The sequence below is a fragment of the Bradyrhizobium sp. BRP19 genome (assembly GCF_020194195.1).
Lineage (GTDB): Bacteria > Pseudomonadota > Alphaproteobacteria > Rhizobiales > Xanthobacteraceae > Bradyrhizobium > Bradyrhizobium yuanmingense.
The window spans coordinates 53,517-69,117 of record NZ_JADYVZ010000021.1 but is presented as its reverse complement, the minus strand read 5'-3'; the positions used below and the strand labels follow the sequence as shown (position 1 = coordinate 69,117).

At 63.6% G+C, this 15,601-nt stretch carries 16 protein-coding genes, 1 tRNA gene and 1 pseudogene; 10 read left to right on the top strand and 8 right to left on the bottom strand.

The features are described from left to right. Window positions 1–190: 190 nt before the first annotated feature. Window positions 191–1,075: an AraC family transcriptional regulator gene (locus tag I6F36_RS34220; protein WP_225172972.1), complete on the top strand. Its 885-nt coding sequence runs from the start codon at window positions 191–193 to the stop codon at window positions 1,073–1,075. Window positions 1,076–1,151: 76 nt separating this feature from the next. On the opposite strand, the gene I6F36_RS34215 is transcribed toward I6F36_RS34220, so the two are convergent. From I6F36_RS34215 to I6F36_RS34205, 3 genes and pseudogenes are all read right to left on the bottom strand, one after another. Next, window positions 1,152–1,460 carry a putative quinol monooxygenase gene (locus I6F36_RS34215; protein WP_225172956.1) on the bottom strand — a complete coding sequence of 103 codons (309 nt, stop codon included), beginning with the start codon at window positions 1,458–1,460 and terminating at the stop codon, window positions 1,152–1,154. A 105-nt stretch (window positions 1,461–1,565) separates the two neighbouring features. Next, on the bottom strand, window positions 1,566–2,462 hold the full coding sequence (locus I6F36_RS34210; RefSeq protein ID WP_225172955.1) for an AraC family transcriptional regulator: 897 nt from the start codon (window positions 2,460–2,462) through the stop codon (window positions 1,566–1,568). A 184-nt stretch (window positions 2,463–2,646) separates the two neighbouring features. Beyond that, window positions 2,647–3,077: pseudogene (locus I6F36_RS34205) on the bottom strand (ester cyclase). A gap of 51 nt (window positions 3,078–3,128) precedes the next feature. Between I6F36_RS34205 and I6F36_RS34200 the strand changes: the two are divergent. Continuing rightward, window positions 3,129–3,458: a hypothetical protein gene (locus I6F36_RS34200; RefSeq protein ID WP_225172954.1), complete on the top strand. Its 330-nt coding sequence runs from the start codon at window positions 3,129–3,131 to the stop codon at window positions 3,456–3,458. A gap of 165 nt (window positions 3,459–3,623) precedes the next feature. Here I6F36_RS34200 and I6F36_RS34195 read toward each other — a convergent pair whose 3' ends face one another. After that, complete coding sequence (locus I6F36_RS34195; protein WP_225172953.1) at window positions 3,624–3,821, bottom strand: hypothetical protein; 198 nt, start codon at window positions 3,819–3,821, stop codon at window positions 3,624–3,626. A 163-nt stretch (window positions 3,822–3,984) separates the two neighbouring features. Next, window positions 3,985–4,074: transfer RNA gene (locus I6F36_RS34190), tRNA-Ser, on the bottom strand. Window positions 4,075–4,234: 160 nt separating this feature from the next. Here I6F36_RS34190 and I6F36_RS34185 point away from each other — a divergent pair. Beyond that, window positions 4,235–5,098, top strand: a complete 864-nt coding sequence (locus tag I6F36_RS34185) for an alpha/beta fold hydrolase (RefSeq protein WP_225172952.1) — start codon at window positions 4,235–4,237, stop codon at window positions 5,096–5,098. Between the two features lie 174 nt (window positions 5,099–5,272). On the opposite strand, the gene I6F36_RS34180 is transcribed toward I6F36_RS34185, so the two are convergent. Then, complete coding sequence (locus I6F36_RS34180; protein WP_225172951.1) at window positions 5,273–6,400, bottom strand: ROK family protein; 1,128 nt, start codon at window positions 6,398–6,400, stop codon at window positions 5,273–5,275. A gap of 332 nt (window positions 6,401–6,732) precedes the next feature. On the opposite strand from I6F36_RS34180, the gene rplU reads away from it, so the two are divergent. The 3 genes from rplU to I6F36_RS34165 all read left to right on the top strand — a co-directional run bounded on the left by rplU (window position 6,733) and on the right by I6F36_RS34165 (window position 8,248). After that, window positions 6,733–7,119: a 50S ribosomal protein L21 gene (gene rplU / locus I6F36_RS34175; protein ID WP_036008712.1), complete on the top strand. Its 387-nt coding sequence runs from the start codon at window positions 6,733–6,735 to the stop codon at window positions 7,117–7,119. 103 nt (window positions 7,120–7,222) lie between these two features. Continuing rightward, the gene (gene rpmA / locus I6F36_RS34170) at window positions 7,223–7,492 is read left to right on the top strand and encodes a 50S ribosomal protein L27 (RefSeq protein WP_025032812.1); all 270 of its coding nucleotides are present in this window, start codon (window positions 7,223–7,225) and stop codon (window positions 7,490–7,492) included. Between the two features lie 162 nt (window positions 7,493–7,654). After that, window positions 7,655–8,248, top strand: coding sequence for a GNAT family N-acetyltransferase (locus tag I6F36_RS34165; RefSeq protein WP_225172950.1), 594 nt, complete (start codon window positions 7,655–7,657; stop codon window positions 8,246–8,248). Between the two features lie 174 nt (window positions 8,249–8,422). Here I6F36_RS34165 and I6F36_RS34160 read toward each other — a convergent pair whose 3' ends face one another. Then, window positions 8,423–9,337 carry a DMT family transporter gene (locus I6F36_RS34160; protein WP_225172949.1) on the bottom strand — a complete coding sequence of 305 codons (915 nt, stop codon included), beginning with the start codon at window positions 9,335–9,337 and terminating at the stop codon, window positions 8,423–8,425. A gap of 296 nt (window positions 9,338–9,633) precedes the next feature. Between I6F36_RS34160 and I6F36_RS34155 the strand changes: the two genes are divergently transcribed. From I6F36_RS34155 to I6F36_RS34145, 3 genes are all read left to right on the top strand, one after another. Then, window positions 9,634–10,116: a MaoC family dehydratase gene (locus tag I6F36_RS34155; RefSeq protein WP_225172948.1), complete on the top strand. Its 483-nt coding sequence runs from the start codon at window positions 9,634–9,636 to the stop codon at window positions 10,114–10,116. 85 nt (window positions 10,117–10,201) lie between these two features. Then, window positions 10,202–11,242 carry a GTPase ObgE gene (gene obgE / locus I6F36_RS34150; protein WP_025032816.1) on the top strand — a complete coding sequence of 347 codons (1,041 nt, stop codon included), beginning with the start codon at window positions 10,202–10,204 and terminating at the stop codon, window positions 11,240–11,242. 237 nt (window positions 11,243–11,479) lie between these two features. Further along, the gene (locus I6F36_RS34145; protein ID WP_225172947.1) at window positions 11,480–13,114 is read left to right on the top strand and encodes an alkaline phosphatase family protein; all 1,635 of its coding nucleotides are present in this window, start codon (window positions 11,480–11,482) and stop codon (window positions 13,112–13,114) included. Between the two features lie 160 nt (window positions 13,115–13,274). On the opposite strand, the gene I6F36_RS34140 is transcribed toward I6F36_RS34145, so the two are convergent. After that, window positions 13,275–14,240 carry a Bug family tripartite tricarboxylate transporter substrate binding protein gene (locus tag I6F36_RS34140; RefSeq protein WP_225172946.1) on the bottom strand — a complete coding sequence of 322 codons (966 nt, stop codon included), beginning with the start codon at window positions 14,238–14,240 and terminating at the stop codon, window positions 13,275–13,277. Window positions 14,241–14,431: 191 nt separating this feature from the next. Here I6F36_RS34140 and proB point away from each other — a divergent pair, with 191 nt between their 5' ends. After that, complete coding sequence (gene proB / locus I6F36_RS34135; protein ID WP_036008728.1) at window positions 14,432–15,553, top strand: glutamate 5-kinase; 1,122 nt, start codon at window positions 14,432–14,434, stop codon at window positions 15,551–15,553. The last annotated feature ends 48 nt before the right edge of the window (window positions 15,554–15,601 follow it).

The window sequence follows — 15,601 nt, the reverse complement described above, 5'->3', positions numbered from 1 at the left end:
AATTGCCTGATCCTCCGGGGCCGACTGATCAGGCGAGCATGGCCAAGAGCCTCACGGGAAGGAGCGCGTCATCTGGAAGAATAGGCAATTCTGACGGAGCATCGATGTACCCGGCCCATCCTGCCCGCCATTAGAGTTTCCGCATGTTTAATTCTTTGATGAGGGATGCGCCGTGTCACATCTCGAGCGGATGAGGACCCTGGTTGCCAGGAATACGCATTCGGACGGAATATTCTCGACGGACATTCCGGCGCTCGCGCTTGTCCGCTATCCGCAAGCCAGTGAGCCGCTGCATGTGCTCTACGAGCCGGCGCTCTGTCTTGTCGTGCAGGGCGCCAAACAAGTCGTGCTGGGATCGGATCTCTACCGGTATGACCCAGAGACCTACCTGATCGTATCAGTGGACCTGCCGGTTGTGTCACAGGTCACCGACGCTTCGCGGGAGCGGCCTTTCCTCGCTATCCGGCTTGATCTCGATCTTGCAACCCTCAACGACCTTGCCGTCCAATTGCGATTGAGGCCGAGACGCGATCAGGCGCACCAGCCGGGGCTGCAGCTTCACCAGGCCTCCCTTGAAGTCGGCGATGCCGTTTGCCGCTTGCTCGAACTGCTGGATCATCCGGAGAGCATTCCGATCCTCGCGCCGATGGTGAAGCGGGAGATCCTCTACCGGCTGCTGGTGGGAAGCGGCTCTGCTCGCATTCTTCAAATCGCCTTCGCCGAAAGCCGCCTGTCCCAGATCAACAAGGCAATCGCGATGCTCAAGAACAACTTCCGTCACCCGCTTCAGGTCGAGGATCTCGCCGATAAGGCCGGTATGAGCCTGAGCAGCTTCCACCTGCACTTCAAGCAGGTCACCGGCATGACTCCCTTGCAATATCAGAAGGCGCTTCGGCTGCAGGAGGCTCGGCGGCTCATGCTCGGGCTGTCCCTCGACGCGGCCACGGCAGGCTTCAACGTCGGCTATGAGAGCCCTTCGCAATTCTCCCGGGAATATGCGCGGTTGTTCGGAGCGCCGCCGATGCGTGATCTGACGCGTTTGCGCGAAATGCCCTTCCATCTGCTGGAGGGATGATGCTGCCGATGCACACAACATGAACGAAGGCGGAGCCGCCAAAGCTCCGCCTTCTCGTAACCTTCCTCTCCAGCGCTCAGGCGCGGGCCGGCTTCGATATCATGCTGAACGCGCGCAGATCGAGCTCGCCTTCGACAAGCGAAGGGATCGCCTCGATGAAGCGCTGCATGTGGGGAAGCTGGAAATGCGCCGTCAGGTCATCGGCCGATTTCCAGTTTTCGTAGACGCACCAGAGTTCAAAGTCATCGTTCGAACGATGGACGTCATAGTTGATGCAGCCCGGCTCGGCGCGGCTCGGTTCGACCAGCGCCAGAAGATGCTCGCCGAGTTGCTCGCTCTTTCCCTTTTGCGCTCGGATGAATGCAATGTTGGTCAGTTGGGTCATGGCCGTTCTCCTTCTTCAACGCTCATCGCGTCGAAGCGGAAGATCGGTCATTCCCTTCGTGGTAAGGTAGAACAGGAACCCGACATCCTTGCACGATCCTACGCCTCACACGAACGCCGGCTCGGTGCGCAGCTTCTCTATGTCGCGCTTGGGCGGGAGGCCGAAATGCCGGGAGTATTCGCGCGAAAATTGGGACGGACTCTCGTACCCGACATTGAAGCCGGCGGTCGCGGCATCCACGGCGTGCGCCAGCATCATCCGGCGCGCTTCCTGAAGCCTGATCTGCTTCTGGAACTGGAGCGGGCTCATCGACGTGACGGTCCGGAAGTGCTCATGGAAACTCGACATGCTCATGTTGACCTGGGCAGCCACTTCCTCGACGCGGATCGACCGCGCATAGTTTGCCTTGATCCAGGATATTGCCTTGCCGATCTGGGACAGCTTGCTTTCGCCATATGCGATCTGTTGCAGACGGCTCGCCTGCTCGCCCATGAGCAGGCGATAGAGGATTTCGCGCTCGGCCAACGGCGCCAGAATTTGCCGGTCGGTCTCCCTTTCGACGTCGAGCAGCGCGGCCATGCGGACGACTGCGTCGAGAAGTTCGTCGGGCGCGGTGCTGACGTCGAGCCCGCTCTTCGGTGGCTCGTGGCGCGCGCCAGTCGGGAAGGCATCCTGGATGACGCTGCTGATCGCGATCGGGTCGAGGTCCAGGCGGAAACACAGATAGGGCCGCTCGGGCGAAGCTTCGAGGATCTGCCCCGTGACGGGCAGCTCGGCGCTGACGATCAGAAACTGCGGGGGCTCATAAAGGTAAATGTTCTCGCCCAGCATCGTTTGCTTGCGACCCTGGGCGACAAAACAGACGGCGGGCTTATGAAAAACATGGATTGGATCGGTCGGCCTTGTCGAGCAAAGGACATGGACCCTGGCCAAAGAAGTAGCCGATACGCCGTCGCAGGTTACGTTTCGTGATAAAGTGTCGGCCAACTTTTCTATCAGCATTTCCGCCTCTGCTTAACAGTCCGGACCGAATACGGGAGCGCTCGCCATCGTATTGAGTTCTCTTCATTATTCATCAGCGTCGCGGCCTCAGCAAGATCAGAGCCTGCTGCAGGGACAGCCATGCGAACATAATGGGTGCACCGGCGCTTGCTCGGCGCCGGCCACTTTGCCCACGCCCGATCCGTCAGCCAAGCGGAGGGATCACGCCCAGCTGCTGCATGACGGAATAGAGGTTCGCCACGCCCCAATGCTCGGTGATCTTCCCATCGACCACGCGCATGGCGTCGACCGTCTCGAAGCTAACCTTCCTGCCGGTAGGAGGCACACCGAGGAAGGCGCCGAGATGCGTGCCGTGGTAGGTCTTGTAGGTCGTGACCACATCGCCGTCGGCGCGCTGCCAATGGATCTCAGGCGTGAAGTCCGGAAACGCCTCGCGCAGGCGCCGATAGAGCTCAAGCACCGCGCCCTTGTCGGGCCGGCCACCGGGCTGCGGGGTATGGTCATGGAAGTTCTCAGCGAACAGCTCGTCGAACAGAGCCCAGTCGCCCCTCCCTGCACCTCGATCGTATTGCGGCGTACCACAGCCTTGGCTGCCTCGCTGATATCGTGAGTCATCGTCTTCTCCATCTGGCTTGGGCTGGTGGCGGCCGCCAACCGGTGGTGTAGATGTTGCGGAAAGGCGATCTCAGTCCGGTCATCCAGGACGAACTTGCCGATCCCGAGTGCCGAAAGCGAGATGCGCAGTTCGTGCTCGTTGGCGAACCGCCCTGCATCCTTCAGGTAGGCGCACGCGATCGGGTTCGGCAGGCCCGTCTCGTTGGCACGATGGTTCGCCCAGTCGACGTAGTCCACCATGCCGTAGTTGAGGTCGAAGATCGGGCGGCATCGGATGCCATTGAACTCCAAGCCTGCACACCCCGACTGCAGCGTTCGATTCAGCATTGCACGGAGCTTGCCGAAGTCGAACACCAGACCGACGTTGCCCTCCAGATGTGATCGGTGTCTTCGAGCGCGGCACAGTAGGCATAGGTCCGCGAGCGCGACCATCGTAATAGTCGGCGGCCGAGAATCCGGGCGCGGCTGCAAAGGTCGCGGCCGCATTGCCAGCGCGGTCGCCCGGCAACTGCTCTCGTCCTGATGGTCGGCGTCCGGAAAGTCCTTCTACGAATCGACTCGGTTAAAATGCAGGTAACCGCGCTCGATCGAGCGGATGCAATTCTCGACGCTCATGACCTTGTAGAGCGATTGGCCGGCCGGCGGCTGCCGCAGCAGCGGACCATGTGGCTCGATCGAGCCGAGCGGAGCAAGAATCGGCGGTTTGGGGTGGAGAGACATGGTGAAGATATGGGAACCGGACATCCCATTCCAAGCCACGTCCTGTCGCTTCGGGCTTCCGCAACCGACCGATCATGGCAGAGCGAACCCTATTGGAACTGCGGCTCTACACCGAGGTTCTCCATCGCCGAATCCGGCGGCTCTCGGCGCCCCTTGTTCTACAGGGGTTTTCGCACATTGGGTCAGATGGCGGAGAGGGAGGGATTCGAACCCCCGATAGGCTTGCACCTATGCCGCATTTCGAGTGCGGTGCATTCAACCACTCTGCCACCTCTCCTGAAGGCGCCATATAGAGGCAGGGCCCCTGTGGTTGGGGGCGTTCATAAGCGAGGATGGCGGGCCAGACAAGGCGCGAAAGGGGAAAATCCGCTGCCTGTTTCAGCCCTTGTCGTCCCTTTGCCGTCCCATTGGCCTCTTCAAGACGAAAAGGAACCGCCATGGAGCACCTGACCATCAAGGCCAATGGCGCCGATTTCCACCTGGTCCGCGCGGGAAAAGGCAAACCGCTGCTGTTGCTGCATGGCTGGCCGGAATTCTGGCTGACCTGGGAGCCGGTGATATCGAGGCTTTCGGACCGATTCACGCTTGTCGCGCCTGACCTCCGCGGCTTCGGCGACAGCGACAAGCCAGGTGGACCTTACGGACCGGACGGCCATGCCGCCGATATGCTGGCGCTGATGGACCGGCTCGGCATCGACCGATTCGGCGTCGTCGGCCACGATGTCGGCGGCGCTGTCATGCAGCCGCTGGCCCGGCAGGCGCCCGAGCGGATGGCGGGCCTCTTCTTCTTCGATTTCGTCTATCCCGGGATCGGGCCGCGCATGGCCGCGCCCGATAGGCTCAACCACATCTGGTACCAGTCCTTTCACCAGATGGAGATGGCGCCACAGCTCATCGGTGCGAGCCGGGAGAGCTGCCGGCTCTACATCAGCCATTTCCTCAAAGGCTGGGCGCACCGGACAAATGCCTTCGACGACGTGCTGGACGCCTTCACGGACAATTTCCTGAAAGCCGGCAACCTCGCCGGCGGCTTTGCGCATTACCGCGCCTCGCATGCCGGGCGCGTGGCGATGATGAAGGGCGAAGCGCCGCCACTTCCGCCGATCGCGGTGCCGACCTGCGTGCGCTGGGCCGAGCACGATCCGCTGTTTCCCTTTGGCTGGACCGACCGGCTGTCCGAGACCTTCAGCGATCTCGACCTCGAGATGTTTCCCGGCGTCGGCCACTTCCCGCATCGGGAAAATCCGGATCGCGCGGCACGCGAGATCGCCGCGTTCTTTGCGCGCATCGGCTGGAGCTGAGGAGAAAAACGGGGTGGGACCGCCAGACGCGGTAAACACTGGCGGTCCCGTGCCGCTTATTGAAATACTGGCCGTGAAGGGCGGCTTCGCCGGCCGAGTGGAAGCGACGATTCGACCCTAGCGTGCGACGGGCGGTCCGCAACGCAATCCGGTCCTTAACCTAACCGGTCAAGGTTACTCCTTGTCCGCTTTACTTTTTTTCTTCCCGTTCTCCGTGGAATCCCGGTCCTTGCCGTTGCCTTCCTTGCGGCGATTGGTGAAGCGCGCATTGCCAAGTCCGGTGCCGATGGTGAGCACGCCCCAGCGGTCAACGTCCTGCATGAACGGTACTTCCGAGAGCCCCTGCACCACGCCGTCATTGTGCATCAGGATCGCGGTGTCGTGCTCGCCAATAGCGGGGATGCCCTCGATCAGGCTCGCCGGCAGGTTGAACTTGCTGCTCTCCCAATTGCCCGGCAGATTCTGCGCGCCCTTCTCGATCGAGCCGTCCGGGTTGATCACACCGGGACAGGCGATGCCGATGAACGGCGCGAGCTTGTAGCCTTCGGCCTCGGCCTCCGTGATCAGCCCTTTCAGCATCTTGGTCAGCCGCTTCACCGCGCCTTCGCGCGTCGGCTCGTCGTCGGCGTGACGCCACAGCTCCGCATGCACCACCTTGGCCTTGGACAGATCCTTGGCTTTCTTCCAGCCGGTTTCCACCACGCCGCAGCGGATGTTGGTGCCGCCGATGTCGACGGCGAGAATGCTGTCATGAGCCTCGAAGATCCAGGACGGCGCCAGGTGCAGCGCGCCGATCAGGCCGGCCTCGTCAGGATGATGGCGGATCGGCTGCAGGTCGATCTTGAAGCCCTCGGATTTCAGGATGATCTCGGCGCGGGCGATCACGAGCTCGCCGAGCCTTGAATCGCGAAAGCCGCCGCCGACGACGATGCGCTCGGTCTTGGCCCAGGCCTTGGTCTTGAGGAATCGGCGCGTGACATAAGCGAGCTCCTGGGAGAAATCCTCGATCGCGCTGTGCACCACGGCCGAGGCCTCGGTGTCGTCGCCGATCAGGATGGCGTCCAGCGTCTTCTTGTTGATCTCCTCGGTCGGCACCTTCCCGAACGGGTCCTCCCCCGTCTTGCGCAGCGGCTTGCGCCAGCGCTCGAGCACCTCCCGGAACGCGCCCTTGCTGGCGCGGTCGCCGAGAAAGCCGTCCTCGTCCTTGATTTCGATGTTGAAGCTGTCGACATCGACCGATGGCAGCCGTTCGGCGCCATGCTGGGCAATGCCCGTTGTTTTGACCAATTCGTCTGTTGCCATGAGAGCCCTTGCCCCGCTTTCCTGTTCCGGCCGGGACAACTGCGGGGGAACCCGTTTGTTGCAAAGCCCACCCGAGATTCGGCTGCGCGCTTTCAGCGCGGCCAAAGCCTTCAAATCCGGGCGGTTTTCGCCCACTTTTCCTTGACTTGGCGCGCTCGGCCGCTATAAGTCCCACAGCCGGCGCGGGGCGTTTCTCGCGCCGCTTGTTTTTGCTTGGGTTTTCAAAGGGATAATTCCCGCCCACGCAGACTCGCATAAACCATAGCGACTGACAAAAAGCCGGCCCGGACGACGCTCGTCCCGAGGCCGGGATTGAACACGGAGAAAGAACGATGTTCGCAGTCATCAAAACCGGCGGCAAGCAATACCGCGTCGTGCCGGATGATGTTCTCGAAGTAGGCAAGATCGAAGGCGAAGTCGGCTCGATCGTGCAGCTGAATGAAGTGCTCGTGGTCGGCGGCGACACGCCGGTGCTGGGCGTCCCGACGGTCGCAGGCGCGTCCGTCGCGGTCGAGGTGCTCGACCACAAGCGCGGACCGAAGGTCATCGCGTTCAAGAAGCGCCGCCGCAAGAACTCGCGCCGCAAGCGCGGCTATCGCGACGAGATCACGGTTCTGCGCATCAGCGAGATTCTGACGGACGGCGCCAAGCCCACCAAGGGCCCGCGTCCGAAGAAGGAAAAGGTGACGAAGGAGCCGGCAGCGGAAGCCGCCGAGTAACGCAAAACCGATCACGCCAATTCACGAATTGATGCGTGCGACGTTTTGAAATGATTCCGTCAAGGAATTGACCTAGAACTACGCAGGATTTCGGAGACGAGCCATGGCTCACAAAAAAGCAGGCGGTTCATCGCGCAACGGTCGCGATTCCAAGGGCAAGCGCCTCGGTATCAAGGCGTTCGGCGGCGAGATCGTCACGCCCGGCAACATCATTGCGCGTCAGCGCGGCACGACCTGGCACCCCGGCCTCAATGTCGGCATGGGTACGGACCACACTCTGTTCGCCAAGATCGAGGGCCGCGTTGCGTTCCAAGCCAAAGCCAACGGCCGCACCTTCGTATCGGTGCTCCCGCTTGCCGAGGCTGCTGAATAGACGGTGGACAAAAACGGAGTCCGCCGGTCCCGACTGAACCGGCGGAGTCCTAGAGATCGCAAGAGATCGAAGGCTCCAAGGGGAGGCGGGAAACCGGCCTCCCCTTTTCTTTGCTCACTTTGTTCTTTGCACTTTGACTTAGTGACTTTCACGGAGCCGGACATGTTGCAGGATTTCTCGAGCGTGACCTTGGCCGAGGCGAGACCAAGCGTCGTCGCCACCGAGCGGCTGACCTTGCGGCGGCCGACGCTGGCCGACGTCAGGACCATCGCCCGGCTCGCCAACGACCGCCGCGTCGCCGAGAACACGCGCCGCCTGCCGCATCCCTATTCGCAGGACGACGCCGCCGAATTCATCCGCGCCACCGCCGAGCTCGGAGCTGAGACCGTGTTCCTGATCGAGCACGACAGCGGGCCGGTCGGCATGGTCGGCATCGATTGCTCCAAGCCCGGCAATGCCGAGCTCGGCTACTGGCTCGGCGTCGAGCATTGGGGTCGGGGCTTTGCCACCGAGGCGGCGCGCGGCGCGATCGATTTCTTCTTCGAGGAGTTCGAGCACGAGCATCTCTATGCCGGCGCGCGCGTCACCAATCCGGCCTCGCGCAAGGTGCTGGAGAAGTGCGGCTTCCAGTGGAGCGGCGTGCAGCTGCACCGCTTCCTGGCGCTCGGCTCCTCGACCCCCGTCGACTGCTTCCGCCTCTCGCGCGGCGTGTGGGCCTCGCTGAAGAGCTGGAGCAGTGCGAGGCGGGTGCGGTAGGGCGAGGCGCCGCACTCACAATTGTCATCCCGGGGCGCGCGTAGCGCGAGCCCGGGATCCATAATCCCGGAGCGCAGTGTGGGGCAAAGCGCCCACTCCGGGTCGTCGTCCAATTGCTCTCTGGGGCTATGGGTCCCGGGCTCGCGCTGCGCGCGCCCCCGGACGACGTCGTGGCTACGCCGGCGGATTGACCTCGTCGCTCTCACGTCCCAGATCGCGCTCCCGAAGATAAATGTAGAACCCGGCGCCGATGATGATTGCGGCGCCGACGAGTGTTGCGATGGACGGGACGTCGCCGAACACGACGAAGCCGAAGATCACCGCCCAGACGATCATCGAATATTGATAGGGCACCACGACGCTGGCCGGCGCGAGCTTGAGCGAACGGTTGACGCAGAACAGCGCAGTTACCGAAACGCATCCGGCGAGCGCGAAGATCACGAGGCTGCCGGGCGTCGGCGGCACCCAGTTGAACGCCGACAGCACCGCGCCCAGCGAGAACGTGCCGAGGAATTGCGAGGACGCCATCACGATGTCGGGCGTCTTGCGCAGGCTGCGCGTGATCAGCATCAGGGTTGCAAAGGAGAGGCTGCCGCCGAGCGCGATCAACGCCGGCAGGCTGACGGTCTGCGCCGACGGCCGCAGCGCGACCAAGACGCCGCAGAAGCCGATCAGGATCGCGGTCCAGCGCCGCCAGCCGACCTTCTCGCCCAGAAAGATCGCCGACATCGCGGTGACGAAGATCGGGCCGGCGAGATAATAGGTGATGACGTCGGCGAGCGGCAGATAGACGGTTGCGAGAAAGAAGGCCGCGACTTCCAGCGTCGACAGCACGACGCGAACCAGCTGCAGGCCCGGCCGCTCCAGATGCAGAAACTGGTGACGCTGCTTCCAGATCAGCGGCGACAGCAGGAGCAGTGCCGCGCAGGCGCGCAGGAATAGCAGCTGCCCCACCGAATAGGTCCCGACCAGGAACTTGCCCATGGCATCGCCGAACGAGAACATGAAGATCGACAGCACCATGAGCCCGATGCCGGCCAGGCGCGCGGAGCGATCGTCATAGGCGGAGAGATTCTTGAACAGGGGCATGACAACACGCGTTCGGGGGCTCGTCATTGCGAGGAGCCCGCGACAAAATTGCGAAGCAATTTTGCGCTGGTGCGACGAAGCAATCCAGACTGCTTTCGCAGCGGCAGTCTGGATTGCTTCGCTGCGCTCGCAATGACGGGGAGAGAGCGTCAGGAATCGGCTGGTAGAGTCGCTTGCCGTCGTTTTAATGACGTGAGCACCAGGGACAAGCCCACTTCCGCCGAATTGAACGCATTGTCGCACTGCGCGTGGCGCGATACGGATCGCAATCCGAATCCGTGACGATGGTGCAGCGCATGACCGACTTCGATCCCACCCGGCATCGCATGATCCCGACGCAACGCTGGTTTGAGGATTTCGTCGTCGGCGAACGCTTCGTGCTGCCGAGCCGGACCCAGACCTCGGCGGTGTTCGCCGCATTCCAGACCGCGAGCGGCGACACCCACCCCGTGCATTACGACGTGGAGTATTGCCGCGCCCGCGGCATGCCGCACCTGCTCGCCCACGGCTTCCAGACCTTGATCCACACCGCGCCCGGCGCCGGCCTGTTTCCGTTCATGGTCGAGGACTCCCTGGTCGGCTTCCTCGAGCAGTCGAGCCGGTTCCTCAAGCCGGTGTTCGCCGACGACACCCTCTATCCCGCGCTCGAAGTCACCGAGCTGGTGCCGGGGCGCACCACCGGCGTGGTGACGCTGCGCAGCACCGTGTTCAACCAGCGCAAGGAGCTGGTGCTGGACGGCCTGCAGAAATTCCTGATCCGGCGGCGACCGACCGGTTAAGCAAGGGCAGCAGTCGGCGGAATTTCAGCCGGTTTGCGGGTCAATCTGGGTTGCCGCAGGGGGCCGGCTGGCCTACCTATGGCCCATGAAATTCCTTGACGAAGCAAAGGTCTATATCCGCTCCGGTGACGGCGGGAACGGCTGCGTGGCGTTCCGCCGCGAGAAGTTCATCGAATTCGGCGGTCCCTCCGGCGGCAATGGCGGCCGCGGCGGCAATGTCATCATCGAGGTCGCCGACGGCCTCAACACGCTGATCGACTACCGCTACCAGCAGCATTTCAAGGCGCAGAAGGGCGAGAACGGTTCGGGCTCGGACCGCCACGGCGCCAACGGCAAGAACATCGTGCTGAAGGTGCCGGTCGGCACGCAGATCTTCGACGAGGATCGCGAGACCTTGATCCACGACTTCACCAAGGTCGGCGAAAAGTTCGTGCTGGCCGAAGGCGGCAATGGCGGCTTCGGCAATGCGCATTTCAAGTCCTCGACCAACCGCGCGCCGCGCAACGCCAATCCCGGCCAGCCCGGCGAGGAGCGCTGGATCTGGCTGCGGCTGAAGCTGATCGCGGACGCCGGCCTCGTCGGCATGCCCAATGCGGGCAAGTCGACGTTCCTGTCCAAGGTCAGCGCCGCGAAGCCCAAGATCGCCGACTATCCCTTCACCACGCTGCATCCGCAGCTCGGCGTCGTGAATGCCGACGGCCGCGAGTTCGTGCTCGCCGACATTCCCGGCCTGATCGAAGGCGCGCATGAAGGCACCGGCCTCGGCGACCGCTTCCTCGGCCATGTCGAGCGCTGCCGCGTGCTCTTGCATCTGGTCGACGCCACCTGCGAGCACGCCGGCAAGGCCTACAAGACCGTGCGCAAGGAGCTCGACGCCTATGGCGGCCAGCTCACCGACAAGATCGAGATCGTCGCGCTGAACAAGATCGACGCGGTCGAGCCGGACGAGCTGAAGAAGCAGAAGGACCGCCTGAAGCGCGCCGCGAAGAAGACGCCGCTGCTGCTGTCGGGCGCCACCGGCCAGGGCGTCAAAGAGGCGTTGCGCGCGCTGGCCGATGTGATCGGCGAAAGCCCGGTCTCCGCCAAGGCCAAGAGCGCGGCCGAAGCGGAGCCGTGGTCGGCTTAAACTCTCTCCCCAACGTCGTCCCCGCGAAGGCGGGGACCCATACCGCGTGATCTATCTGTTGCGAAGGGTCGAAGTACCGAACGACGAGTCTTCGCCAAACGACTCCCTGTGGTTATGGGTCCCCGCCTTCGCGGGGACGACAGCGGAGTCTATCGCTGCGAGCGCGCGCATCACCGGCTTGTCTTCGCGCCCGCGATAGCGCAGCATCAAACAATCAAGAAACGGCAGGGACAACGCATGGCGCGCGCGAAGAACGTTCTCTGGATCATGTGCGACCAGCTTCGCTACGATTATCTCGGCTGCACCGGCCATCCCACGCTGAAGACACCGAACATCGACGCCATGGCCAAGCGCGGCGTGCTGTTCAGCAAGGCGTATGTGCAATCGCCGATCTGCGGCCCGTCGCGGATGTCGTTCTACACCGGGCGCTACATGCGCTCGCACGGCTCGCACTGGAACGGCTGGCCGCTGCGCGTCGGGGAGCCCACGCTCGGCGATCACCTCAACAAGATCGGCGTGCGCAACGTGCTGGTCGGCAAGACCCACATGGCGCCTGACATCGAAGGCATGAAGGCGCTCGGCATCCCGCCGGAATCGATGATCGGCGTGCATGTCGCCGAATGCGGCTTCGAGCCTTACGAGCGCGACGACGGCCTGCATCCGACCGGACGGCCGCGGCCGAAATACGACGAATATCTGCGAAAGCACGGTTTTGAAGCCACCAATCCCTGGGAGCACTGGGCCAATTCCGGCGCTGCTGACGACGGCTCGCTGCACCACGGCTGGCTGCTGGTGCACGCCGACAAGGCCGCGCGCGTGCCCGAAGAGCATTCCGAGACGCCCTACATGACGCGGCGCGCGATGGACTTCATCAGCGAGGCGGAAACGGACGGCCGCCCGTGGTGTTTGCATCTGTCCTACATCAAGCCGCACTGGCCCTATATCGCGCCGGAGCCCTATGCCAGCATGTATTCGACGGATGACATGATCCCGGTGATCCGCTCGGAGCGCGAACGGCAGAATCCGCATCCGGTGTTCGGCGCCTACATGGACATGCGCTATTCCCGCAACATGGCGCGCGACGATGCCCGCGAAAAGGTGATCCCGACCTATATGGGCCTGATCACCCAGATCGACGACCAGATGGGCGTACTGATGAAGTTTTTAGGTGAGCGCGGCCTGCTCGACACCACCATGATCGTGTTCACCTCCGATCATGGCGACTATCTCGGCGATCACTGGATGGGCGAGAAGGACCTGTTCCACGAGCAATCGGCAAAGATCCCGCTGATCATCATCGATCCTTCGAAAGAGGCCGATGCGACGCGCGGCACGCGCAGCGATGCGCTGGTTGAGGCGATCGATCTCGCGCCGACTTTCGTGGACTATTTCGGGGGCAAGGTGGCGGGCCATATCCTCGAAGGACGTTCGCTGCTGCCGCTGCTGCGCGGCGAGAAGCCGGGCGACTGGCGCAAGGTCGCATTCTCCGAATACGACTATTCCATGCAGGACGTGCGGCTGAAGCTGAACCAGCCGATCGAGCGCTGCCGCCTGTTCATGGTGTTCGACGGGCGCTGGAAATACATCCACGCCTCCGGCTTCCGCCCGATGCTGTACGACCTCGAAACCGATCCGGACGAATATCTGGATCGCGGCCACGATCCGGAATGCGCCGGCATCATCGCGCGGCTCCAGGCCGAGCTGTTCGACTGGGCGTTGCATCCGAACGATCATATCACCACACCACGCGAGAAGATCGCCGCCTATGCGGATAGTCAGCTCCAGGTGAAGGGTGGCATCCTGATCGGCATCTGGGACGAGAAAGAGCTCGCGGCGATCAAGGACGGCATCGCCCAGCGCGCGAAGATGTGAAGCAGCCTCTCCCCGCTTGCGGGGAGAGGCCGGAATTTGCGAGAGCAAATTCCGGATGAGGGGGACTCTCCGCGAGTTCAATTGCCAGCGCTTTCGCGGAGACAGCCCCTCACCCCAACCCTCTCCCCGTAAGAACGGGGAGAGGGAGAAGAGGCAGCCTTCAATTCGTGATCTTGTAGCCCGTCGCCTTCACGATCGGCTGCCACAGCGCGGTGTTCGCGGCGAGCTCCTTGGATAGCGCGTCCGCATTGCTGCCGATCGGAATCAGCCCGATCGCCGTCAACTTCTCCTTCACTTCCGGCTTGGCAAGCGCCGCGCTCGCCGCCGCCCCGAGCTTGCTCGCGAACTCCGGCGGGCTGCCGGCGGGAAGCCACATGCCGTACCAGGCGTCGGCAACGAGATCGATGCCGCTCTCCTTCAGCGTGGGCACGTCAGGCGCGAAGGGTGAACGTTCCGCGCTCGCGACCGCGATGATCTTCACGCCCTTGGCGCGGTGCTGCGGCAGCGCGTCCGCCAGCGTGGTGATCCCGAAGGAAATGTGGCCGCCGACGAGGTCGTTAAGGATCGGCGCGCTGCCGCGATAGGGCACGCGGGTCAGGGGAATACCGAGATCCTTCTCGAGCTTGGAGCCGGTGAAATGCGGAATGGTGCCGTTGCTCGGCACTCCGAACGAGGTCTTGTCCGGATGCGATTTCAGCCACGCTACGAACGCTTTGAAATCGGCAGCATCGATGCCCGGGCCGATCACCAGCGCAAACTCGAAGCGCGCCAGCAGCGACACCGGCATGAAATCCTTGGCCGTGTCGAAGCTCGGCGTCGCCTCCACCATTGGCAGCAGATACATGGTCGGCCCTGTCGTCACCAGCACCATGCTGCCGTCCGGGCTCGCGCCCTTCACCGCCTTGATGCCGATCAGGCCGTCGCCGCCGGTGCGGTTCTCGACCACGACGGTCCGCTGCAGCAGCCGAGCCATCTCCTGCGCGAGCAGCCGGCACAGCGTGTCGCCGCCGGCTCCGGCCGCAAACGGGAAGATGATCTTCGTCAGCCCGGCCTGCGCCCGCGCACCACCCGCCTGCGCGAACAGCGGCAGGCCGAGGCATCCGGCCATGAATTTGCGGCGATCCATTCGTTTCCTCTTTCGGCCCGTTTATCGTTGATCGCCATTAGAGCCAGACGGACGGCTGACACAAGGCCGACATGCGTCGTTTACCATCCCGGCTGCCTTGCGCCGGTCACCGTCCTGCTGCAAAAGCAGGGCTCATCGGCGCCGCCTGTCGCTCCGCCGTCATTCGCATCCAGCGCCAGCACCCAAGAGACATGGCCAGCCCCGAACTCAGCCAATTCCGCCGCATCGTCGTCAAGGTCGGCTCAGCGCTGCTGGTGGATTCCGACAGGGGCGAGGTGCGTGCGTCCTGGCTGGCTGCACTGGCCGACGACATGGCCAAGCTGCACAAGGAAGGGCGCGACGTGCTGGTCGTCTCCTCCGGCTCGATCGCACTCGGCCGCAGCCGGCTGAAATTGCCGCGCGGCCCGCTGAAGCTGGAAGAGAGCCAGGCCGCGGCCGCCGTCGGTCAGATCGCGCTGGCGCGAATCTGGTCGGAGGTGCTTGGCGCCCACGGTATCGGCGCCGGCCAGATCCTGGTGACGCTGCAGGACACCGAGGAGCGCCGCCGCTATCTCAACGCGCGCTCCACCATCGGCAAGCTGCTGGAATGGCGCGCGATCCCCGTGATCAACGAGAACGACACGGTGGCGACCACCGAGATCCGCTACGGCGACAACGATCGCCTCGCCGCGCGCGTCGCGACCATGGCGAGCGCCGACTTGCTGGTGCTGCTGTCCGACATCGACGGGCTCTACGATGCCCCGCCGAAGAACAATCCGAACGCAAAACTCATTCCCGTCGTCGACAGCATCTCCTCGGAGATCGAGGCGGTGGCGGGCGATGCCGAGTCCGAGCTGTCGCGCGGTGGCATGCGCACCAAGGTCGAGGCCGCCAAGATCGCGACGACCGGAGGCACGCATATGCTGATCGCCTCCGGCAAGATCGAGCATCCCTTGCAGGCGATCGCCGATGGCGGCCGCTGCACCTGGTTCCTGACGCCGGCCAATCCCATCACCTCGCGAAAGCGCTGGATCGCGGGCACGCTGGAGCCGAAGGGCACGCTGACCATCGATGCCGGCGCGGTGACCGCCCTACGGGCCGGGGCCAGCCTGCTGCCGGCCGGCGTGAACAAGGTCGAGGGCCAGTTCGCCCGCGGCGATGCCGTGATCGTGCGCGGCCCCGACGGCAGCGAGGTCGGCCGCGGCCTGATCGCCTATGACGCCGATGATGCCGAGCGGATCAAGGGCCGTTCCTCCCCCGACGTGATGACCATCCTCGGCATCAGCGGCCGCGCGGAGATGATCCACCGGGATGATCTGGTGGTGGGCGGGTAAGGGCCCCGCCCCGCTCGCCGCCGGGAGACCAGCCATACCCTTCCCGCC